General features: G+C 72.2%; 19 protein-coding genes and 1 riboswitch. Of the genes, 5 read left to right on the forward strand and 14 right to left on the reverse strand.

The genetic code is table 11. The features are described 5' to 3' along the window. Positions 1-60 precede the first annotated feature (60 nt). Entirely contained in the window at positions 61-1,311 is a 1,251-nt protein-coding gene (locus ABZ479_RS03105; protein WP_500459559.1) for a glycosyltransferase 87 family protein, read from the forward strand. Here ABZ479_RS03105 and ABZ479_RS03110 read toward each other — a convergent pair. After that, positions 1,193-1,615: an MATE family efflux transporter gene (locus ABZ479_RS03110; protein WP_500459740.1), complete on the reverse strand. Its 423-nt coding sequence runs from the start codon at positions 1,613-1,615 to the stop codon at positions 1,193-1,195. The two genes, ABZ479_RS03105 and ABZ479_RS03110, sit on opposite strands and share 119 nt — an antisense overlap. Positions 1,616-1,764: 149 nt before the next feature. Between ABZ479_RS03110 and ABZ479_RS03115 the strand changes: the two genes are divergently transcribed. Further along, on the forward strand, positions 1,765-2,289 hold the full coding sequence (locus ABZ479_RS03115; RefSeq protein ID WP_500459561.1) for a PadR family transcriptional regulator: 525 nt from the start codon (positions 1,765-1,767) through the stop codon (positions 2,287-2,289). Between the two features lie 265 nt (positions 2,290-2,554). Here ABZ479_RS03115 and ABZ479_RS03120 read toward each other — a convergent pair whose 3' ends face one another. The 6 genes from ABZ479_RS03120 to ABZ479_RS03145 form a co-directional block, all read right to left on the reverse strand. Then, the gene (locus ABZ479_RS03120) at positions 2,555-3,643 is read right to left on the reverse strand and encodes a M48 family metallopeptidase (RefSeq protein ID WP_500459562.1); all 1,089 of its coding nucleotides are present in this window, start codon (positions 3,641-3,643) and stop codon (positions 2,555-2,557) included. Beyond that, complete coding sequence (locus ABZ479_RS03125) at positions 3,640-4,815, reverse strand: hypothetical protein (RefSeq protein ID WP_500459563.1); 1,176 nt, start codon at positions 4,813-4,815, stop codon at positions 3,640-3,642. The genes ABZ479_RS03120 and ABZ479_RS03125 overlap by 4 nt, the downstream gene beginning before the upstream one ends. 31 nt (positions 4,816-4,846) lie before the next feature. Continuing rightward, the gene (locus tag ABZ479_RS03130) at positions 4,847-5,902 is read right to left on the reverse strand and encodes a C40 family peptidase (RefSeq protein WP_500459564.1); all 1,056 of its coding nucleotides are present in this window, start codon (positions 5,900-5,902) and stop codon (positions 4,847-4,849) included. A gap of 154 nt (positions 5,903-6,056) precedes the next feature. Further along, complete coding sequence (locus ABZ479_RS03135; protein ID WP_500459565.1) at positions 6,057-7,082, reverse strand: C40 family peptidase; 1,026 nt, start codon at positions 7,080-7,082, stop codon at positions 6,057-6,059. Between the two features lie 315 nt (positions 7,083-7,397). Then, the gene (locus ABZ479_RS03140) at positions 7,398-8,807 is read right to left on the reverse strand and encodes an NYN domain-containing protein (RefSeq protein ID WP_500459566.1); all 1,410 of its coding nucleotides are present in this window, start codon (positions 8,805-8,807) and stop codon (positions 7,398-7,400) included. A gap of 89 nt (positions 8,808-8,896) precedes the next feature. Continuing rightward, positions 8,897-9,148: a hypothetical protein gene (locus ABZ479_RS03145; protein ID WP_499598022.1), complete on the reverse strand. Its 252-nt coding sequence runs from the start codon at positions 9,146-9,148 to the stop codon at positions 8,897-8,899. 115 nt (positions 9,149-9,263) lie between these two features. Between ABZ479_RS03145 and ABZ479_RS03150 the strand changes: the two genes are divergently transcribed. Both ABZ479_RS03150 and ABZ479_RS03155 read left to right on the forward strand, forming a co-directional pair. Continuing rightward, the gene (locus ABZ479_RS03150) at positions 9,264-10,043 is read left to right on the forward strand and encodes a rhomboid family intramembrane serine protease (protein ID WP_500459567.1); all 780 of its coding nucleotides are present in this window, start codon (positions 9,264-9,266) and stop codon (positions 10,041-10,043) included. After that, positions 10,040-10,321, forward strand: coding sequence for an Lrp/AsnC family transcriptional regulator (locus ABZ479_RS03155; RefSeq protein WP_499598028.1), 282 nt, complete (start codon positions 10,040-10,042; stop codon positions 10,319-10,321). Before ABZ479_RS03150 ends, ABZ479_RS03155 begins: the two co-directional genes overlap by 4 nt. 27 nt (positions 10,322-10,348) lie before the next feature. Here the strand turns inward: ABZ479_RS03155 and ABZ479_RS03160 are convergent, their stop codons facing one another. From ABZ479_RS03160 to ctaE, 6 genes are all read right to left on the reverse strand, one after another. Continuing rightward, positions 10,349-11,722: an aminotransferase class V-fold PLP-dependent enzyme gene (locus ABZ479_RS03160; protein ID WP_500459569.1), complete on the reverse strand. Its 1,374-nt coding sequence runs from the start codon at positions 11,720-11,722 to the stop codon at positions 10,349-10,351. Positions 11,723-11,874: 152 nt separating this feature from the next. Beyond that, positions 11,875-11,991: riboswitch (SAM riboswitch) on the reverse strand. 160 nt (positions 11,992-12,151) lie between these two features. Beyond that, a complete protein-coding gene (trpD, locus tag ABZ479_RS03165; protein ID WP_500459570.1) occupies positions 12,152-13,216 on the reverse strand; it encodes an anthranilate phosphoribosyltransferase in 1,065 nt (354 codons plus the stop codon). A gap of 127 nt (positions 13,217-13,343) precedes the next feature. Then, a complete protein-coding gene (qcrB, locus tag ABZ479_RS03170) occupies positions 13,344-14,981 on the reverse strand; it encodes a cytochrome bc1 complex cytochrome b subunit (protein ID WP_499598035.1) in 1,638 nt (545 codons plus the stop codon). Continuing rightward, positions 14,978-16,018, reverse strand: a complete 1,041-nt coding sequence (gene qcrA, locus ABZ479_RS03175; RefSeq protein WP_500459571.1) for a cytochrome bc1 complex Rieske iron-sulfur subunit — start codon at positions 16,016-16,018, stop codon at positions 14,978-14,980. Before qcrA ends, qcrB begins: the two co-directional genes overlap by 4 nt. An 8-nt stretch (positions 16,019-16,026) precedes the next feature. Continuing rightward, a complete protein-coding gene (gene qcrC, locus ABZ479_RS03180) occupies positions 16,027-16,836 on the reverse strand; it encodes a cytochrome bc1 complex diheme cytochrome c subunit (protein ID WP_500459572.1) in 810 nt (269 codons plus the stop codon). A gap of 81 nt (positions 16,837-16,917) precedes the next feature. Beyond that, entirely contained in the window at positions 16,918-17,538 is a 621-nt protein-coding gene (gene ctaE / locus ABZ479_RS03185; protein WP_319163544.1) for an aa3-type cytochrome oxidase subunit III, read from the reverse strand. Positions 17,539-17,707: 169 nt separating this feature from the next. Between ctaE and ABZ479_RS03190 the strand changes: the two genes are divergently transcribed. Further along, positions 17,708-18,109, forward strand: a complete 402-nt coding sequence (locus ABZ479_RS03190) for a hypothetical protein (protein WP_499598043.1) — start codon at positions 17,708-17,710, stop codon at positions 18,107-18,109. A gap of 2 nt (positions 18,110-18,111) precedes the next feature. Here ABZ479_RS03190 and ABZ479_RS03195 read toward each other — a convergent pair whose 3' ends face one another. Beyond that, positions 18,112-19,377: a L,D-transpeptidase gene (locus ABZ479_RS03195; RefSeq protein ID WP_500459573.1), complete on the reverse strand. Its 1,266-nt coding sequence runs from the start codon at positions 19,375-19,377 to the stop codon at positions 18,112-18,114. Positions 19,378-19,472 lie beyond the last annotated feature (95 nt).

A 19,472-nucleotide genomic window follows, 5' to 3' on the forward strand; every position in this document is an offset into this window, starting at 1 on the left:
GTCCACGGGTGCGACCGGCATCGTGCATCATCACAGCAGAACCGATTCGACGAGGTGGACATGGCAGGCGACAGCGGCAAGCGGCTCCCGGTCGGGCCGGTCCTCGCCTGGGTGGCCACCAGGGTCCTCCTGCTGCTCTACGTCTTCAAGGTGCTGAGCCTGTCCCCGCTGGACGTGACGACCGACGTCTCGGTGATCTACCACGGCTGGTACGAGGTCCTGCGGACCGGGTCCTTCCCCCAGCACGACGTGACCTGGCAGTACCCGCCGGCCGCCGCGCTCGCGGTGCTCTCCCCCGCGGTGCTGCCCTTCCTCGACTACGCGACCGCCTTCTTCTGGCTCGCCTGCGCCGCCGACCTGGTCGCCTTCGCGCTGCTGCTGCGCGGTTCGCGCGGCGAGGGGCGGCGGGTGGCCGGGGCGTACGTGTGGGTGCTGGGCGTGCCGCTGCTGGGGCCCACCGCGTACGCGCGCTACGACGTCATGGTCACCGCGGTGGCCGTGGCCGCGCTGCTGGCGACGGTGCGCCGGCCCCGGGTCGCGGGCGCGCTGATCGCGTTCGGCGCGATGCTCAAGGTCTGGCCGGTGCTGCTGCTGGCCGGGGTCCGCGACCGCCGGATCTGGGCGGCCGCGGTGGCCGGGGCGGGCGTCCTCGCCCTGGGCTTCTGGCTGTGGACGCCGGGGGCCTTCGCCTTCCTGCGCTTCCAGGGCGAGCGGGGCACCGAGGTGGAGTCCCTGGGCTCGCTGGTCTTCCACATCGCCCGGCACCACGGCTGGCAGGGGCAGGTGCTGCTCAACTACGGCTCCATGGAGTTCCTCGGGCCCCACGTGGGCCTGGTCAGCGACATCGCGCTGGGGCTGACCGTGACCGCCTTCGCCTGGCTGCTGCTGTGGCGGCTGCGGGCGCGTACGTTCGACGCGCACACGCCCTTCGACGCGGCGTTCACCGCGGTGCTGCTCTTCACCACGACCAGCCGGGTGATCAGCCCCCAGTACATGATCTGGCTGATCGGGCTGGCGGCCGTCTGCCTCACGCTGCGGGCCAGCGTGATGGCGGTGCCCGCGGCCCTGGTGCTGGTGGCGACGGTGTTCACCCTGTACGAGTTCCCGGTGCGCTTCGGCGACGTCGTCGGCAGCACCGACCTCGGCATCACGCTGCTGCTGCTCCGCAACGGGCTGCTGGTAGCCGCCTCGGTCATCGCCTGCCGCCGGCTGTGGGTGGACTCGGCGCGTCTGCCGCAGAGGCCGCGTACGGCGCCCGGGACGCGTCTGCCGGAGCCCGGCCCGGACGCCGAGAAGCTGCTGACCTGGTGAAGGCCGCCGTCACGGCCAGGCACTGCAGCCCGGCGGCGACGGCCAGCGCCACGCCGACGCCCGTCAGCCCCAGCCCGGCCGGGCCGGCCAGCAGGTAGGCCAGCGGCAGCTGCACCACGGTGCCGGCCAGGGTCACCCGGACGAGCAGCGCGGCTCCGCCGCCGCCCTGGAAGACGCCGCCCAGGGCGATGAAGCAGGCCAGCAGCAGCAGGTACGGGCCCAGGGTGCGCAGGAACACCGTCCCGGCCGCGGCCACCGCGGGTTCGGCGCCGAAGGCGGCCATGACCCAGGGCGCGGCGGGCAGACCGGGCCGGCCGGCGCGGCCGGCCGGGTGCGGTGCGTCATGGGTCCCCTCCCCAAGGGCGTACCTCGTTTCGAGGTACCGCGCTTAGAGGTATCATCATGGGCCCGGACGGACAAGTCGGACCGCATGACCGGGAAAGGTGGCGAACGGTGCTGGAGCTCACGATCCTGGGCTTCCTGTACGAGGAATCCCTGCACGGCTACGAGCTCAAGGAGCGCATCGCCGCACTCAACGGCCACGTCCGGCCGGTCAGCGACGGCGCCCTCTACCCGGCCATCAGCCGCCTCACCGCGGCCGGTCTGGTCAGCCAGCACACCGAGCCCGGCGTCGGCGCCGCGCCCCGCCGCGTGCTCTCGCTGACCGACGCGGGGCGCACACGGCTGCTCGCCCGGCTCCGCGACCCCAAGCCGATCGAGATCACCGACGCCACCCGCTTCTTCGCCGTACTCGCCTTCCTGAGGCACCTCCCCGACGCCGCGGCCCAGGCCGCGGTGCTGCGGCGCCGCCTGGAGTTCCTGGAGACCCCGGCCAGCTTCTTCTACGACCGCGGCAGACCCGTGCGCGCCGAGGAGACCGCCGACCCCTTCCGCCAGGGCATGCTTCGCATCGCCCGCGCGACGGGTCACGCGGAGCGCGAATGGCTCGCGGAGGCCCTGGCGGACCTCGCCGCCTGAGCGCGCGGGCCGCGCGTGTCCGGGTGCGCCCGGGCGGGCCGCACGGCCTGCGCTCGGGCCCACAACGGCCGGACACGCGGGCGCGAACGCCGGGCGCGGACGGGCCGTGAGGGCCCGCGTGGTCGTCATGGCCCCCTACGCGGACCGCCGTGACCCCGGGGACGGACGGGAAGTGGTGTTCCGGGTCCGGCCGGCGCTCCGTGTCGCGGCACGCACCGCCGTCCGCACCCCCGCCCGAGGCCGAACGGCCGCAAGGGCGCGCGGGCTAGCTCGCGGAGGCGAACGCGCGGGCGGCGGCGATGCGCTGGACGGCGGTGGGGTGGGTGCCGAAGAGGACGTGCAGGAGGCGTGGCGGGTCGGGGTCCGCGACGTTGGTGACGGTGAGCCGGCGCTGCATGGCGATGAACCGCTCGGCGTCCCCGGTGAGTTGCAGCGCGTGCGTGTCCGCCCGCCGCTCGACGCGCCGGCTCAGCGCGCAGCCGAGCGGCCCGGCGCACACCGACAGCACCGCGGCCACCGCGGCGAGCAGGAAGAGCCCGCGCGGGTCGCCGGTGCCGTAGGAGGTGGCGGCCATGACGGTGGAGAGCACGCACACCCCCGCGCCCGCGCCGACGGCGCCGAGCAGGGTGCCGCGCGGCACGTCGCGGTGCTTGACGTGGCCGAGTTCGTGGGCGACGACGAGTTCGACCTCCGCCGCCGGGGCCGTGCCGAGCAGCGTGTCGTAGGCGACGATCCGCCGCGTGCGCCCGAAGCCGGAGACGTACGCGTTGAGCGCGGTCGTCCGCCGGGACGCGTCGGCGACGAGCACCGCCCGCACGGGGATGCCGTCCCGCTCGGCCAGGGCCAGCAGGGCGTCGCGCAGGGGCCCGTCCTCCATCGGCCGGAAGCGGTTGAAGAGCGGTTCCAGGACGACCGGGGCGAGCCAGGACAGCACCACGGCGGCGCAGACGGCGCCCAGCGCCGCCCAGGCCCAGCCGAGCCCGTAGTAGCCGTACAGCGCGGCCAGCGCGAGCGGCACGGAGACGAGCAGGCCGCGCAGGACGTCGACGGCCCAGCCGCCCCAGCCCTGTGTGACGAGCCCGTAGCGGCGCCGCAGGACGCGGACCCGGGCGGAGAACGGCAGGGTGACCGCCTGCTGGAGCAGCACCAGCAGCAGGCCGCCGGCCAGCACGCGCAGGGCCCGGTCGTCGCCGAACAGCCCGGTGAGGGCGGCCCCCGCGGGGGTCAGTCCCAGCGCGAGCAGCAGGGCGAGCCCGGCGAGGCGGCCGCCGAGCAGGTAGGGCAGCTGTGCGCGGCGCAGCGCCCTGCCGCGGGCGGTCTCCTCCGGCGTGAAGTCCCCGTCCGTGCCGCTCATGCCAACTCCCCCTTGACGTAGGCCCGCCAGCGCTCGGTGAGGGCGTCCTCGTCGATGCCGAGCGTGCCGCGCAGATCCGCACCGGAACGGTACAGCGCGACCAGCCGGTCGGCGCCCCACGTGGCGGCGATGAGCCGGCAGGCCAGCCAGGCGCCTTCGTACGCCTGGGCCTGCGCGGGCGCGCCGGGCGCGAAGTCGGCGTCCGCGGGGAGGTGCCCGGGCGGGCCCGAGGCCGTGACGTCCCGGCGCAGCTCGGGGGCCAGGCTCTGCGGCGTGCGGCCGGAGTCCCGGTAGGCGACCCAGTCGGCGAAGCCCTCGGAGAGCCACATCGGGGTGCGGGGGGTCGTCGCGGCGCGCGTGGCGACGTGGGTGGTCTCGTGGGTGAGCACGGCCTGGCGGCCGAAGGCCGACAGCCCGGCGAAGGCCTCGGGGTTGACGATGACGCGTCCGGCGGGCGCGGTGCCGCTGCCTCCGGCCTCCCCGGTGGTGACGGCGGCGACGCCCGCGTACGTCTCCGCGGGGGCGTCCAGCAGCTGCGCCATGTGCCGCAGGGAGGAGGGCACTTCGAGCACCACCCGCCCGGTCCAGCCCGCCCCGCCCCAGGCCCGCCACACCTGCGGGACGGCCCGGTCCGCGTCGGCGGCGTAACCGGCCAGCTCGGCCGGGTCGCCGGTGCCGAGGACGAGGCTGTGGCCGCCCCGGACGACGTGCAGCGGGCCCTGTTCCCACAGCAGGCCGCCCGGGTCGCCGTCGCCGGCCACCCGCCAGCGTCCGCCGCCGTCGGTGCGCAGCAGCAGGGAGTCGTCGGCGGTGACCTGGGCGCTGTCGTAGCCCTTGAGGCGGTAGCTCAGCCGGACGCGGGCGGTCACCGGGTCGGCGCCCTGGGTCGACACCAGCCGGTACGACCAGGACGCGAGCGGCAGCTCCCCGAGGTTGCGGAAGACCTGCCGCTCGGCGGCGCGCCGGGCGGGCGTCACATCGGCCAGGTACGCCTTCTCGTCGTGGGCGAGGACCGCGTCGGCCCGGCGTTCCAGCAGGTGCCGGACGACCGGGTCCCCGGGGCCCGCCTGCTCCACCGCGCCGCCGCCCGAGGGCCCGCAGCCCGCGAGGAGCACCGCCGCGCCGCACAGCGCGGCGGCCACGGCGCGGGTCGGTGAACGGAAGAGGGCCACGCCGCCGATCGTACGGTCCCGGCGGCGGCGGTCACGTGGGCCGGGTCACCGCGGAGATCGGCAGCATGGCGACCGGGTCGTAGCGGACCCGGGCACCGGGGTAGGGGGCGTGGATGACCTGGCCGTCGCCGACGTACATGGCGACGTGGCTGGCGTCGCCGCGGTAGAGGACCAGGTCGCCGGGGCGGGCCTGGCTGAGCGGCACGTGCCGTCCGGCGTTCAGCTGGGCCTGGGAGGTGCGGGGCAGGCCGACGCCGGCCTGGCGGTACGCCCAGACCATCAGTCCGGAGCAGTCGAAGGAGCCGGGGCCGGTGGCACCCCACACGTAGGGGGCGCCCACGACGGAGCGGGCGGCGGCGACGGCGCTCGCGGCGCGCAGGGAGAGCGGACCGAGGTCGGGGATGTCGACGCTGCGGCCGGAGCGGGAGGCCCGGGCCTCCAGCCGGTCGGCGAGCCGGTCCCGTTCCTCCGGGGAGAGGGAGTTGACCAGGCGCGCCGCCGCCAGCAGCTTGTGCTGGACGGCCTTCTTACGGGCGGTGAGGCTGGTGCGGGCCCGCTCGAGCTCGCCGAGCCGTTCGGTGGCCCGGGAACGTTCCTGGTCCAGGAAGCGCTGGGCGGACCGGAGTTCGCCGAGGCGCGCGTTGCCGCGGCTGCTGATCCGGTCGAGGGTGGCGGCCCGGTCGAGGTAGGTCGCGGGGTCGGGCGAGAGCAGCAGGGCGAGGGTGGGGTCCACTCCCCCGCCGCGGTACTGGGCCCCGGCGAGCGTGCCGAGGTCGTCGCGGAGCCGGTTGACCCGTTCCTGGCCGCGGGCGGCCCGGTCCTGGAGCACCTCCACCTCGCGCCGGAGCCGCTGGGTGTTCTCGCGGGCGGCGTTGAACTGCTCGGTGGCCCGCTCGGCCTGCGTGTAGAGGTGGTCGATGCGGGCCGCGACATCGACGGAGGTGTCCGCCGGGTCGGCGGCGGCCGTCTGCGCCGTGGCGGCCGCGCCCGCCATCGCGGCGGCGGCTGTGGCCGCCGCCGTCAGGACCGTGGCCCTTGAGGTACGCGGGGCCCGGCCTGGCTGCGGAATGCGTCGATGGGATGGCACGTCGGCTGACAGTAGTCAGCCGGACACGGGGAGTTCAAAGACCGTGTACCGCCGGGCGGCCGGGCGGTGCTCCGCTTGCGCAGGTCACCGCCGGGCCGTCACCGTACGAGATCACCCGATAGGTTCAACCGGTTCCGGTCGTCGCACCCGGATCTCAGATGCGGACGCCGAACTGGAACGGCATGTTGTTGATGGACTCGTACCGCACGACGGTGCCGGTGCGCGGCGCGTGCAGGACCATGCCGTTGCCCGCGTAGAGGGCGACGTGGTGCTGGTCGCCGTAGAAGATCACGAGGTCGCCGGGCGCGAGCTGGCTCATCGACAACCGCGTACCGGCGTTGGCCTGCGCCTGCGAGGTGCGCGGTATGCCCGCGCCGGCCTGGGCGTAGGCCCAGGAGGTGAGGCCGGAGCAGTCGAAGGAGCTCGGGCCGGTGGCGCCGTAGACGTAGGGCGAACCCAGCTTCGTCTTGGCGGCGGACAGGGCCGCGGCGGCCAGCGAGGAAGCGGGCGGGACGTTGCCCAGGTCCACGCGCTCGTTGGAGCGGTTGGCGCGGGCGTCGGCGGCGGCCAGAGAGGCGCGCTGGGCGGCGGTCAGCGAGTTGAGCAGCTTCTGCGCCTCGGCGAGCTTCGCCTGGACTTCCTTCTTCTTCTTGCCCAGTTCGGTGCGGGTCTCGTCGAGCTCGCTGAGCTTGCTCGCGGCCTCCGCCTTCTGCTGGTTGAGGGTGCGCTTCTTCTCCGCGATCTGCTTGAGCGCCTCGGCCTGCTTGGTGCTCAGCTGGTCGAGGGTGGACGCCTTGTCGAGGTAGGTGTCCGGGTCGGAGGAGAGGAAGAGCTGGAGCGACGGGTCGATGCCGCCGCTGCGGTACTGGGCGCTGGCCAGGGTGCCCAGGTCGTCCTGGAGGTCGTTGAGCTCGGCCTGCTGGCGGGCCACCTCGTCCTGGACGTCCTCGACCTGCTTCTGGAGCTTCTCCTGCTTCTCCTTGGCGCCGTTGAACTTCTCGGTCGCCTGCTCCGCCTGATCGTAGAGGCCGTCGACCTTGGCCTTGACGCTCTTGACGGACGGCTTGGCGGGAGCGGCCTGGGCCGCCTGCGCGGACAGGGCGACGGCTGCGGCGGCGGTCGCGGTGAGCACGGTGACACGTGTGCGACTGGCCTGCTTGGGACGACGGTGGGACGCCACTCGGGCGAGCTCCTTCTTCCTCCAGCCGCCTGCCGCATGCATCGGGAACTGCGTTCCCCGGCCCTGAGCGTCGGCGTCCCCCGTCGTACGCACGGCACTTCAGATCGGCGGGACCTCCGCCGCCATCCTGAGTGGATGATCGACTGGGCAGAGGTTCGAAGCACGACCATAGTGACCATCTTGTGATCGGATCAAATCCCTGAAGAAAAAAAGTCGCTCGGCCGCGGTTTCTTTACACATATCGCACGTGCAGTGATGGCGAGTTGACGCTGAGTCCCCGAAAGGTGCCCCACCCGCCTCACGGTGTGCTCCAGGTCACACCCGGGCAAGTCGCTTCAGCAGCAAGGTGGATGCGACCGGGCGGGCGCCGGCACGGGCCACACCGTCAGCAACTTCGCGATCGGAAGAAACCACCACAATCGGACGACCGGGAGGTTCCGCCCGAACCAGACGGCGGATCAACTCGTCGGCCGTCTCACCGGCCTTGCTGAACAGCACCCGCACCCCGCGCGGCGGCGCCAGCAGCACCGGGGCGTCCAGATCGGCCCCGTCGAAGACGCAGGTGACCTCGGAGCCGCTCTGCGCCGCCAGCACCGCCAGGCCCCCCAGCAGCCGCAGCCGCTGCTTCTCCAACGGCAGCGCCGGATAACCGGTCTTGGTCACGTTGTAGCCGTCGATCACCAGATGGGACTGCGGCAGCGCCAGCAACTGGTCCAGCAGCGCCGGGTCGTCCTCGGACAGGGCGCGCCGCGCGATGTCCTTCGGGCTGATCGCCCCCGGCTTCACGGCCTCGACGGTGTCCGCGGGCCGGGCGCCCATGGTGTCGCGCGGGGGCAGCGCCAGCTCCCGGCGCAGCCCCGAGGCGGCGTCCAGCACGGTGTCCAGCAGCAGCCGCAGACGCATGTCCTCGGTGCTGCGGCCCTCCCGGGCCGCCCGGCGGGACGCCTCGACGGCCTGCTCGGCCTCGGCGAGCCGGGCCCGCAGCCGGCGCGCCTCGCCGTCCGCCGACGCCTTCTCCGCGGCGGCGGCCGCCCGCGTCTCCTCCAGTTCGGCCTCGACCTTGCGCAGCGCGGCCTCGGCCCGCTTGACGTCGCTCGCGGCGCTGCGCAGCTTGCGCTGCAGCGACTCGGCCTCCTTGCGGACCGCCTCCAGCTCGGCGCGGACCCGTACGGCCTCGGTGCGGGCCTGGTTGCGGGACTCGTCGAGTTCCGCCTTCAGCTGCCGCAGCTCGCGCTGGACCTCCTCACCCGCCCGTTCGGCGCTGACCCGCTGGGCCTCCTCGCCCGCCGCGGCCACGAGCTTGGCCCAGCCCGCGGGGCGCAGCAGATATGCGGCGGCCGCCACGTCGAGCGGGTCGACCGCGGGGGGCGGGGTGCCGGCGTCGAGCGCCTCGCACAGCTCCGGCTCGGACTCGCGCAGCCGGGCGCCCACCCGCTGCCGGAAGGACGGGTCGCCCTCCAGGGCCGTGGCCAGCGCGGTCGCGGCGAACTTGGCACGACGGCTGGGGGTGAAGCGGGCGTAGGGGCGCAGTACCGCGGGCAGCTCGGCCGGGGTCAGCCCGCCGAACGCCTCCGCAGCCAGGGCGACCACGCGATGCCGCACGCCCTCGGGCAGCGGACGGTCCAGCGACTCGCCGTGGACGGACTCCTCCGGCGCAGCCGTAGCCGCAGCCTCGGGCGCGGCCGCTTCGTCGCCGCGGCCCGGGTTACCGCCGGTCCCGTCCACCCGTCACTCCCGTCCAGTCCGTGGGCGCCTCCCCGGCCTCCTTCAACCTCTCTGGCCGCGCCGCATTCTTCTATTGTCCCCGGCCGCGCTCAGGCCTGCGCCGCCGCCGCCGCGTCCGGCCGGTCGACCAGTTCGACCTGGTCCACGGCGTTGCACCAGCGGCAGCGCACCGACTCCACGGTCTCGCTGACCACCTCGCGCTCCTCGACCGAGGGCTCGCCCGCCAGGTCCAGGTGGACGTACTCGACGACCTTGCTGGAACGGGTGACGTCGAACCGGGTCAGGTTGCCGCACAGCGTGCAACGCCAGCGAGTCGTGGCGGTCGGCAGGGGCACCGTCATCGGTCGTCTCCTCGGTCGCGCGGGATGCGTTCCGGTCACCCTACGGCCTCGGTGGTCCCGCGCGCTGCGGCGAGGCGCCCCACGACCGTTACACCCGTTCCGTCATGATCGGTCCATGGTCATCCCGGTGTACGACAAGAACCCCGTCCGCCGCACACCCGTGGTGACGTACGCCCTGATCGGGCTGTGCGCGGTGCTCTTCGTCATCAGCCCGTCCTCCGGGCTCACCTACGTGTACGGCACGGGCCACGATCAGGTGTGCGCCCAGGCGACGTACTTCGCCCGCTGGGGTGTCTTCCCCACCGAGCTCTGGCAGGGCCGCATCCCCCTGACGCGGGTCCCGATGCCGAGCGGCTGCCCGCCGCTGGGGTCCTTCGCCGCCTCGCCGTCCGTCTCGGTGCTCACCGCGATGTTCGTGCACGGCAGTTGGGTCCACCTGCTCGGCAACATGCTCTTCCTGTGGGTCTTCGGCGACAACGTCGAGTACCGCATGGGCCGCTTCCGCTTCCTGCTCTTCTACCTCGCCTCGGGCTACGTGGCGACGTACGGCTACGCGCTCGGGCACACCTCCTCCACCCAGACCCTGGTCGGCGCGTCCGGGGCGATCTCCGGGGTGCTCGGCGCGTACCTCTACCTCTACCCCAAGGCCCGGGTGACCAGCGTCTTCCCCTTCCTCTTCTTCCTGCCGCTGCGCTTCCCCGCCTGGATGGTGCTGATCTTCTGGTTCGTGCTGCAGTGGCTGGCCGGCGAGGTCCAGCAGACGGGTCCCGGAACGGCCTACCTCGCCCACATCACCGGCTTCGTCTTCGGCTTCCTGTGCGCGTGGGTGTGCTATCGGACAACGCCTAAGCTGGAGCCCGCAGCCAGGGCGACCCAAGGAGACCTACAGCCGTGATCACCGCGATCGTGCTCATCAAGACCAGCGTCGACCGTATCCCCGAGATCGCGGAGTCCATCGCTTCGCTCGACAGCGTCAGCGAGGTCTACTCCGTCACGGGGACGTACGACCTGGTCGCCATGGTGCGGGTGGCCCGGCACGACGAGCTCGCGGACGTCATCCCGGGCCGGATCAGCAAGATCCCCGGCGTCGAGGCCACGGACACGCACGTGGCGTTCCGCACCTACTCCCAGCACGACCTCGAGGCGGCCTTCGCCATCGGCCTGGACGCCTAAGGCGCCTGGGACGCCCGGGACCTGCCGCTACGCCTGGCCGCGGTCCGGCACGCAGCGGCCGTCCTCGGTGCGGTAGCGCCACTTGGCGCCCTCCGCCACGAGCTCCCGCACCGCGTCGACGAAGCGCTCCACGTGCTCGTCCGGGGTGCCCGCGCCGAAGGACACCCGGATCGCGTTGAGCGCGGGGCCACCCCCGTCCGGGGCGGCCTCGGGGGCCCCGCACTCACCCGGCTCCTGCTCGCTGCCCCCGAGCAGGGTGCGCACCAGCGGGTGCGCGCAGAAGAGGCCGTCGCGGACGCCGATCCCGTACTCGGCGGAGAGCGCCGCCGCGAAGTGGGAGCTGTTCCAGCCCTCGACGACGAAGGAGATGACGCCGACCCGGGGGGCGTCGTCGCCGAAGAGCGAGAGCACCCTCACCTCGGGCACCTCCGCCAGTCCGGCCCGCACCCGGGCCACCAGCGCCTGCTCCCGCTCGACCAGCCGGCCGAAGCCCGCCTCCGTCAACGTGCGGCAGGCCGAGGCGATCGCGTAGGCGCCGATGACGTTGGGCGAGCCGGCCTCGTGCCGGGCGGCCGTGGTGTGCCAGTCGACGTCCACCCCGCCGTCCGCGCCGCGGGCCACCCGACGCGAGGCGCCGCCACCGGCCAGGTAGGGCTCGGCAGCGCACAGCCAGTCGGCGCGGCCGGCGAGCACCCCGGAGCCGAACGGCGCGTACAGCTTGTGCCCGGAGAAGGCCACCCAGTCCACGTCGAGTTCCGCGATGTCGACCGGGTGGTGCGGGGCGAGCTGCGCCGCGTCCAGCACGATCCGGGCGCCGTGGGCGTGGGCCGCCGCGGCCAGTTCCCGCACCGGCCACAGCTCGCCGGTCACGTTGGAGGCCCCGGTCACGCAGACCAGCGCCGGTCCGTCCGCCACCCGGGCGGCCAGCGCCCGCTCCAGCGTCGCCACCGCCTCGGCCGGTGTGCGGGGGGCGTCGAGGTAGGTCACGTCGGCGTCCCGCCACGGCAGCAGGGAGGCGTGGTGCTCGGTCTCGAAGACGAGGACGCCGGTGCCGGCGGGCAGGACGGCGGCCAGCAGGTTCAGCGAGTCGGTGGTGGAGCGGGTGAAGACCACCTGGTCGCCGGGGCGACAGCCGAGGAACTCCGCGACCGTGGCCCGGCTCTGCTCGAACAGGTCCGTCGACAGCTGGGAGAGGTAGCCGGCCCCCCGGTGCACGCTGCCGTAGTACGGCGCGTAGGCCGCCACGTCGTCCCAGACCCGCTGCAGCGCGGGCGCGCTGGCCGCGTAGTCGAGGGCGGCGTAGCCGACCTCGCCCCCGGTCACCAGCGGCACGAGGACCTCACGCCCCAGCACGGGCAGCGGGGTGTGGACGGACGAGGGCAGGGCAGGGCGCGGCGACATGGCGAAGTCTCCTGGGAGCAGGCGGGAGTGAAGGAACGTCAGTGATGACGGGAAAGCCCTCGGCACGACGGGCGGACGCCCGGGGAGGGTGGGTACGCGACAGGGGGCCCCGAAGGCCCTAGCGCATTCGCTTGCTCATGGAGGAACTCCTCTGACCGCGCTTGCCGCAGACCTCGCTGCCTACGGCCTGGTCATCACCCGGGGCACCCCGCCACGGAAGGAGGGTTGCCGGACAGCGGGCCGGGGCCGTTTCGCTGTCACTCGTGACCTGCGCAGCATCATGCCACACGGGTGTGACGCCGCAAGCCGCGGTCCGCATCCCGGACGGCCGGCCCCGGGCCCCGTCCCGGGCCGTCCGCCCCGCCGCGAACGCCACGGAGGGCCGGGGCAACCGCCCCGGCCCTCCACGGTCGTTCCCGTACGCCTGCCCTACGCGTGCGTGGCCGCGGCCCAGCGCTCCAGGGTGCGGGCGGCCGCGCCCGAGTCGATCGACTCGGCCGCCCGGGCGATCCCGGCCGCGATCCCGTCGGTCAGCCCACCGCCCGCGCCCTCCAGTGCGACCAGCGCGGCGGCCGAGTTGAGCAGCACCGCGTCGCGGACCGGCCCGGTCTCGCCGGCCAGCAACCGCCGGGCGACGTCGGCGTTGTAGGCGGCGTCCGCGCCCCGCAGCGACTCGATCGGCACCAGCTCGATGCCGACGTCGCGCGGGTCGAAGGACTCCTGCTCGACCTTCCCGTCGCGCACCACCCACACCTGGGAGGTGGCCGTGACCGTCAGCTCGTCCAGCCCGTCGTCGCCCCGGAACACCAGCGCGGAGGAGCCGCGGCGGGCCAGGACGCCCGCGATCAGACCGGCCATCCGGGTGTCGAAGCAGCCCACGGCGGAGGCCCCCACCCGGGCCGGGTTGGTCAGCGGGCCGAGGATGTTGAACGAGGTGGGGACGCCGAGGTCGCGGCGGGCCGGGGCGGCGAACCGCATCGCGGGGTGGAACTTCGCCGCGAAGCAGAAGGTGATCCCGGTCTCCTCGGCGACCGCCGCCACCCGGGCGGCGGGCAGGTCGAGGTTGATGCCCAGCTTCTCCAGGACGTCGGAGGCCCCGCTGGCGCTGCTGGCCGCGCGGTTGCCGTGCTTGACGACCTTGGCGCCCGTGCCCGCGATGACGATGGCGGACATCGTGGAGATGTTCACCGTCCTGGCCCGGTCGCCGCCGGTGCCGACGATGTCCACGGCGGGCCCGGGGATCTCCAGCGGCTCCGCGTGCGCGTACATCGACTCGACGAGGCCGGTGACCTCCTCGACGGTCTCGCCCTTGGCCCGCAGGGCCACCATGAAGCCGGCGACCTGGGCGTCCGAGGCCTCGCCGCTCATGATCCGGTCCATCGCCCAGGCCGCCTCCGCGGCCGTGAGGTCCCTGCCGTTCAGCAGTGCGCCCAGGACGTCGGGCCAGGAGCCGCCCGCCACTGATGCGCCTCCGGCGGGGTTCACAACGCTCATGGTCCACTCCACGGGGTCTGACGTGCGGCGGGAAGTCTTCGGGCCCCAGCCTATCGGCGCGGGGGAACGGGAAAGGGCCCCGTCCATCGGATGGACGGGACCCTGCCCGGTGGCACAGCTTCAGTGATCAGTGGTGACCGTGGCCGCTCGTGATCTCCTCGTACTCCTCGACGGTGGGCTTGTCGATCTGCGTTCCCTCGCCGTAGTAGCCGCGGGACAGCCTGGCGCGCAGCTTCGCGGTGCGGCCGACCTTCTTCTCCACGCCGTTCTCGTCGACCTCGGGGCCGACGTCGAGCGGCTTGGGCTGCTCGTGCGCGGTGAGCTTGAACAGCGAGCCCTGCTCCAGCGGCTCGTGGATCTCGATGAACTCACCGTGCGGGAGCCGCTTGATGATGCCGGTCTCGCGACCGTGCAGCACCTTGTCGCGGTCGCGCCGCTGCAGACCCAGGCAGATCCGCTTGGTGACGAAGAAGACCAGCACCGGCAGCACGAAGAACGAGATCCGGACCACCCAGGTGATCGCGTTGATCGACAGGTGGAAGCGGGTCGCGAAGAGGTCGTTGCCACCACCGACGAGCAGGATCAGGTAGAGGCTGATCCAGGCCGCGCCGATGCCCGTGCGGACCGGCCGGTTGCGCGGGCGGTCGAGCAGGTGGTGCTCGCGCTTGTCACCGGTGACCCAGGACTCCAGGAACGGGTAGACGCCCATGAAGCCCAGGACCAGCGGGAAGATCACCAGCGGGATGAACACGCCCAGGACGAGCGTGTGGCCCGCAAAGTTGATCTCCCAGCCCGGCATGATGCGGATCAGGCCCTCGGAGAAGCCCATGTACCAGTCGGGCTGGGCGTCGGTCGACACCTGGTCCGGCCGGTAGGGACCGTACGCCCACACCGGGTTGACGGAGACCAGCGCGGACATGGCCGCGATGACACCGAAGACGATGAAGAAGAAGCCGCCCGCCTTGGCCGTGTAGACCGGGAAGAACGGCATGCCCACGACGTTCTTCTCGGACTTGCCGGGGCCGGCCCACTGCGTGTGCTTGTGGTAGACGATCAGGATCAGGTGGGCCACCAGCAGGCCCGCCATGATGCCGGGGATCAGCAGCACGTGGATCGTGTAGAACCGCGGCACGATGTCGGCGCCGGGGAACTCACCGCCGAAGAGGAAGAACGAGAGGTACGTGCCGACGATCGGCACGGACAGGACCGCGCCCTCCATGAAGCGGATGCCGGTGCCGGACAGCAGGTCGTCCGGCAGCGAGTAGCCCATGAAGCCGTCGAACATGCCGAGGAACAGCAGCAGGAAGCCGAAGACCCAGTTGATCTCGCGCGGCTTGCGGAACGCACCGGTGAAGAAGATGCGCATCATGTGCACGAGCATCGCGGCCACGAAGACGATGGCCGCCCAGTGGTGGATCTGCCGGACGAGCAGACCGCCGCGCACGTCGAAGCTGATGTGCAGGGTCGACGCGTACGCCTCGGACATCGAGATGCCCTGCAGCGGCGCGTACGAGCCGTCGTAGACGACCTCGTTCATCGCCGGGTGGAAGAACAGCGTCAGGTAGACACCCGTCAGGATGACGATGATGAAGCTGTAGAGGGCGATCTCGCCGAGCATGAAGGACCAGTGGTCCGGGAAGATCTTCCGCAGGTTGGCCTTGCCCAGGCTGTAGATGCCCAGCCGGCCGTCGGCCCAGTCGGCGACGCGTTCGCCGGCCGGGGCCTTTCCGCGCGGCTTCGCGCTCGCGCTCGTGTTGGTGCTCATCCACGCTCCCAAAACGCAGGGCCCACGGGCTCGTCGAAGTCGCCCAGAGCCTCGAGGTAACCCTCGCCGTTCACGCTGATGTGCAGCTGCGGCAGGGCGTGACCGGCGGGGCCGAAGATCACCCGGGCACCGTCGGACAGGTCGAACGTCGACTGGTGGCAGGGGCAGAGCACGTGGTGCGTCTGCTGCTCGTAGAGGCTGATCGGGCAGCCGACGTGGGTGCAGATCTTCGAGAACGCCAGGATGCCCTGGTGCGCCCACTCGCGGGACTTCTTGTCCTTGATGTCGTCCGGCTGGATGCGGACGATCATCAGGGCCGCCTTGGCGAGCTGCTCCTGGTAGTCGTGCTGCTCCTCCTCCAGGCCCTCGGGCACGGCGAAGGTCAGCGAGCCGACGGCGACGTCCTCGGGACGCAGCGGCTTGTTGGTGTTCTGGTTGATCAGCAGCCGGCCCTTGGACCACAGCGTGTGGCGCAGCTTGTCCTCCGGCAGCGGGCCGAGGTCGCGCAGCAGGAACACACCGGAGAGCGGCACCAGGGTCAGCGCGCCCAGCATGGTGTTGCGGATCAGCTTGCGACGGCCGATCTGGCTCTCCCCGGCCCCGGTGGCGAAGTCCGCCAGGACCTTCTCCCGGACCTCGGGGGTCGCCGCGATCGCGTGGCGGTCGTCGGCGACCTCGACGTCCGACATCAGCGTGCGGGCCCAGTGGACCGCGCCGGCGCCGATGGCGAAGAGCGAGACGCCGAGGGTCATGCCCAGCGCGAAGTTCAGCGCGCTGATGTGACCGAGCGGCCAGATGTAGACGATCTTGTCGATCGGGATGACCACGAAGCTGGCGATGAAGCCCAGCGTGGCGACCATCGACACGGTGAACAGGAAGGCCACCGTGCGCTCGGAGGACCGCGCGGCCTTCTCGTCGATGTCCTGGCGGCGCGGCTGATGCGCCGGGAAGCCCGGGTCCGCGAACGGGTTCTCCGTGGTCGCGACCTGGCCGCCGCCCTGGTGTGCCGGCCTGTCCGGCAGGTTCTCTTCTGACATGTCCTGACTCATGACTTCTTCGCCTTGGTGGTGTGGGCCGCGAGCCAAATGGCGCAGGCGATCAGGGCCCCGAGGCCGAAGATCCAGCCGAAGAGACCCTCGGTGACCGGGCCGAGGCTGCCCAGCGACATGCCGCCGGGGCTCGGTGCGCCCTCGCCGTTGACGGCGTCGAGGTACGCGATGATCTCCCGCTTGTTCTCCTCCGGCATCGTCGTGTCGGGGAAGGACGGCATGTTCTGCGGGCCGGTCAGCATGGCCTCGTACAGGTGCTTGTCACTCACGCCCTCGAGCGTGGGAGCGTACTTGCCGTGCGTCAGCGCGCCGCCCTTGCCCTGGTAGTTGTGGCACTGGGCGCAGTTGGTGCGGAACAGCTCCCCGCCGCGCGCGGCGTCGGCGCCGGCCGGGTCGTACTGCTCCTCGGTGGGCGTGACGGGGCCGGGGCCCAGCGAGGCGATGTAGGCCGCGAGCTGGTCGATCTGCTTCTGCGTGTAGATGACCTTCTTGCGCGGCACCTGGGCGCCGGGCTGCTGGGCCGGCATGCGGCCGGTGCCGACCTGGAAGTCCACGGCCGCGGAGCCGACGCCGACGAGGCTCGGGCCGTCACTGCCGCCCTGCCCCGACGTACCGTGGCAGCTGGAGCAGCCGACGGTGAACAGCTTCTTGCCCTCTTCGATGGCGAGGGACTGCGAGCTGTCGTCCGCCTGCGCCTTGGGCGCCGGCACGAACGCGGCGTACAGCCCCCCGATGGCCGTGAGCGCGACAAGTAGGACGACGAGCGCCGCCAGCGGGTGGCGCCGTCGTGCGGAGAGCTTTTTCACGGATTACCCCGGTGTCAGGATCTCTTGCGTCGATGGTTCTGGATGTCGTGACCGTGTGCGCGACCCGCGCGCGGGGCCCGACTACTTGATCAGGTAGATCGTGGCGAAGAGGCCGATCCAGACGACATCGACGAAGTGCCAGTAGTAGGACACGACGATGGCCGCGGTGGCCTGCTCGTGGGTGAACCGCCGTGCCGCGTAGGTCCGTCCCAGGACCAGCAGGAAGGCGATGAGACCACCCGTCACGTGCAGACCGTGGAATCCGGTGGTCAGGTAGAACACCGAACCGTAGGGGTCGGAGGAGAGCGAGAGCCCGTCCTCCTTCACCAGGTTGGTGTACTCGAAGATCTGACCGCCGATGAAGATCGCGCCCATGATGAACGTCACGATGAACCACGCGCGCAGCTTCTTCACATCGCCGCGCTCGGCGGCGAAGACACCCATCTGGCAGGTGAAGGAGGAGAGCACGAGGATCGTGGTGTTCGTCGCCGAGAACGGGATGTCCAGGACGTCGGCGTGCGCCTTCCAGTACTCGGCACCCGTCACCGAGCGAAGGGTGAAGTACATCGCGAAGAGGGCCGCGAAGAACATCAGCTCGGAACTCAGCCAGATGATGGTTCCGACGCTGGTGAGGTTCGGCCGGTTGACCGACGGGTGCGCGTGCCCGGTTTCTACTGCTGTTGCTGTCGCCACGACCGACATTATGTCGGTCGCTTATCTCGCGCTCACTCCGGGGGGTGCCATTCGGTGTGTCAAGGCCCTTGAGGTAGGGAAAGGCGTCGCTCGAAGGAGCTAACCCTCCTCGAAGCGCCGTGCTCGGGAGTAAGGTTCGGCCACAGGCAGGCGACTCCACGAGGGCGAGGAGGCACGGATGCAGACGACCGCGACGGTGCTGGTCTACAGCGACGACAGGAACACCCGGGAACAGGTCCGTCTGGCCGTCGGCCGCCGCCCCGCGAGCGACCTGCCGCCGGTCGAGTACGTGGAGTGCGCGACCCTCCCGGCGGTCCTCAGCGCGCTGGAGAACGGCGGCATCGACGCGTGCGTGTTCGACGGCGAGGCCGTCCCGGCCGGCGGCATGGGCGTGTGCCGCCAGGTGAAGGACGAGATCTTCCGCTGCCCGCCGGTGCTGGTGCTCATCGGCCGCCCCCAGGACGCCTGGCTGGCGAGTTGGAGCCGGGCCGACGCGGCGGTGAGCCACCCGGTCGACCCGGTCGCGCTGAGCGAGGCCCTGACGGGGCTGCTGAGGCAGCGGCTGGCCGTCGACGCGTAGCCTCACATCTCGGGCTGCAGGCGGGCTCCAGGGGCGTCGGTACGGTCTGCCACGGCCGGGTCGGCGCCCTTGCGCGTTCCCGTCGCGCTGCCCTTGCGCCAGTCGCTCCAGGACAGGTTCCAGTCGCCGAAGCCGTTGCCGAAGGCGGGCATCTCGTCGCCGAGGCTGTGGACGACCGAGACGAGGTCTCCGACGCGCACGTTGTCGTAGAACCAGTGGGCGTTCTCGGTGCTCATCCCGACGCAGCCGTGGCTGACGTTGGCGATCCCCTGCGAGCCCACCGACCACGGCGCCGCGTGCACGTACTCCCCGCTCCAGGTCACCCGGGTGGCCCACTGGACGGGCAGGTCGTAGGAGTCGGAGCTGCCCGAGGCGATGCCGACGGTCTCGCTGCGCATCCGTACGTTGGCCTCCTGGCCCAGCACCACCTTGATGCCGTTGCGGGTGGAGAAGCCGGGCTTGCCGGTCGTCACCGGGATGGTGCGGACGAGCTTGCCGTTGCGCTTGAACGTCATGGTGTGCGTGGCCGCGTCGGTGACGGCCTCGATGCGGTCGCCGGTGCGCAGCGTCAGCGGCTTGACGTCGCCGCCGTAGAGCGAGCCCTTGATGTGCACGTCGTCCAGGGTGCTGCGGACGTCGATGCGGGCGTGCGCGGGCCAGTAGGTGCGCGGGCGGTAGTGCAGGGTCTTGTCGTCGACCCAGTACCAGGCGCCCTCCTCCGCCGCCGGTGAGGCGTTGACGTGGAGGTTGCGCTCGACCACGCTCCGCCCGAGGGCGTCCTTGACGGCCGCGCTGAGCTCGGCGGTGATGGGCTGGCCGACACCGTAGGTGCCGCTCTCCGGTCCGAAGGTGACCTTCAGGTGACGCTTGGTTCCCGTGGTGTCGACGGAGAGCGTCTTGCGGCCTTGGCGGCCCTCCTTGTCCTCGGTCGTCACCTTGACGACGTAGTGCGCCGCGGAGGAGAGCTTGGAGGTGCTGCTCCAGCGCTTGCCGTCCGCGGACAGCCGGCCGCTGACGTAGCGTCCAGAACCGTCGGAGGCCGTCACATCGGTGATGCGGTTGCCGTCACCCTTGACGGTGATTTCCAGCGGCTTCTTGGGGTCGGCCTTCTTCGACCCGGCGGTTCCCCCGGTCCACACGACCTGGCCGGCGGCGTCGTAGGGGGCGGTGGCGAGGGGATCGCCGCCGCCCGAACAGGAGGCCAGCGGCGCGGAGAGTGTCACTGCAGCGATCGCGGTCGCCAGGCGACGCGGAGAAAGGTGACCCATGGTCACCACGCTAAGCAGAGATGATCTCCGCCGCCCGTCGAGCGCGTGCGAACGGGCGAAGGCCCGGACCCCCTGCCGGGGATCCGGGCCTTCGC

It is taken from the genome of Streptomyces sp. NPDC005722, from assembly GCF_040630935.1.
In the GTDB taxonomy this organism is placed as follows: Bacteria; Actinomycetota; Actinomycetes; order Streptomycetales; family Streptomycetaceae; genus Actinacidiphila.

What these genes read in the sequence shown, in the direction of transcription:
- qcrB (WP_499598035.1), bottom strand. Translation starts at nt 14,981, where the DNA reads ATGAGCACCAACACGAGCGCGAGCGCGAAGCCGCGCGGAAAGGCCCCG.
- ABZ479_RS03195 (WP_500459573.1), bottom strand. Translation starts at nt 19,377, where the DNA reads ATGGGTCACCTTTCTCCGCGTCGCCTGGCGACCGCGATCGCTGCAGTG.
- ABZ479_RS03150 (WP_500459567.1), top strand. Translation starts at nt 9,264, where the DNA reads ATGGTCATCCCGGTGTACGACAAGAACCCCGTCCGCCGCACACCCGTG.
- ctaE (WP_319163544.1), bottom strand. Translation starts at nt 17,538, where the DNA reads ATGTCGGTCGTGGCGACAGCAACAGCAGTAGAAACCGGGCACGCGCAC.
- ABZ479_RS03105 (WP_500459559.1), top strand. Translation starts at nt 61, where the DNA reads ATGGCAGGCGACAGCGGCAAGCGGCTCCCGGTCGGGCCGGTCCTCGCC.
- ABZ479_RS03160 (WP_500459569.1), bottom strand. Translation starts at nt 11,722, where the DNA reads ATGTCGCCGCGCCCTGCCCTGCCCTCGTCCGTCCACACCCCGCTGCCC.
- trpD (WP_500459570.1), bottom strand. Translation starts at nt 13,216, where the DNA reads ATGAGCGTTGTGAACCCCGCCGGAGGCGCATCAGTGGCGGGCGGCTCC.
- ABZ479_RS03190 (WP_499598043.1), top strand. Translation starts at nt 17,708, where the DNA reads ATGCAGACGACCGCGACGGTGCTGGTCTACAGCGACGACAGGAACACC.
- qcrA (WP_500459571.1), bottom strand. Translation starts at nt 16,018, where the DNA reads ATGTCAGAAGAGAACCTGCCGGACAGGCCGGCACACCAGGGCGGCGGC.
- ABZ479_RS03120 (WP_500459562.1), bottom strand. Translation starts at nt 3,643, where the DNA reads ATGAGCGGCACGGACGGGGACTTCACGCCGGAGGAGACCGCCCGCGGC.
- ABZ479_RS03145 (WP_499598022.1), bottom strand. Translation starts at nt 9,148, where the DNA reads ATGACGGTGCCCCTGCCGACCGCCACGACTCGCTGGCGTTGCACGCTG.